The 965-nt window shown below is 49.6% G+C and carries 2 protein-coding genes; both read right to left on the bottom strand.

Translation table 11 applies throughout. The features are described from left to right. The coding region (gene hemF / locus A3766_RS01955; RefSeq protein WP_156508615.1) for an oxygen-dependent coproporphyrinogen oxidase at positions 1 to 697 on the bottom strand (697 nt) is incomplete at its 3' end. 47 nt (positions 698 to 744) lie between these two features. Continuing rightward, a partial coding sequence (locus A3766_RS01950; protein ID WP_197479190.1) for an L-threonylcarbamoyladenylate synthase occupies positions 745 to 965 on the bottom strand: 221 nt, incomplete at its 5' end.

Genomic DNA, 965 nt, shown 5'->3' with positions numbered 1-965 from the left:
GCAATTGGAACTGTCGCTCCCTTTCGCCATACTCGCTATCTTTGCGCCGTTCGATGATCGGGCGATACGCCTTCACATAGGAATTGCCCACGGCCTGCATAAATTCGAAGCTCTTTTCGAAGCCCCATTCATTCAAGTCATCAAAGAATAAGCCGCCAACTCCGCGCGCTTCGTCCCGATGTTTCAGGTAAAAGTACTCATCGCACCACTTTTTATACTTAGGGTAAACCTCTTCACCAAAAGGCGCACAAGCTTCCGCTGCAACTTGATGCCATTGCTGGCAATCTTCTACAAAACCATAGTAAGGCGTTAAATCATAACCACCACCGAACCACCAAATGGGTTCAGCACCGTCCTTTTCCGCAATAAAGAAGCGAACATTGGCATGAGAGGTCGGTACATAGGGGTTATGAGGGTGCATAACCAAAGACACACCCATCGCCTGAAAGCGACGACCTGCCAACTCAGGTCTGGCACTAGTTGCCGAAGGCGGCAATGAGTCCCCGTAAACATGAGAGAAGTTAACACCCCCTTTCTCGAAAACAGCCCCATCTTTAATCACTCGAGTTCGACCACCGCCACCTTGAGGGCGCTCCCAGGCATCCTCTACAAAGCGCGCCTGACCATCACTTTGCTCCAGCCCTTCACAAATACTATCTTGCAAACCGAGCAAATAAGCTTTGACCTGTTCTAACATGCACTCACTCCTAATATTTATTCTGTATGCGCTGAGTTTATCCAACGCTAGACCCGTAGCGACTCTCCGCTTACCAGGTCTCTAATTTCTGAAGGTTTATCGAAGCCGCCAAGGCGGCCAGGCAGAAGATAATCAACTCTCCCCCTAAAGTAGTCTCGTGCTTCACGTAGGTTCATTGCCGGATGCTTGCCAGAAGGATTAGCCGAAGTAGACACCAGAGGTGCTCCGACTCGTCGACTAAGCTCAACAATTAAAGGGTGCGTACTAA

Source organism: Oleiphilus sp. HI0132, from assembly GCF_001635845.1.
This window is presented reverse-complemented; position numbering and strand designations above follow the sequence as displayed.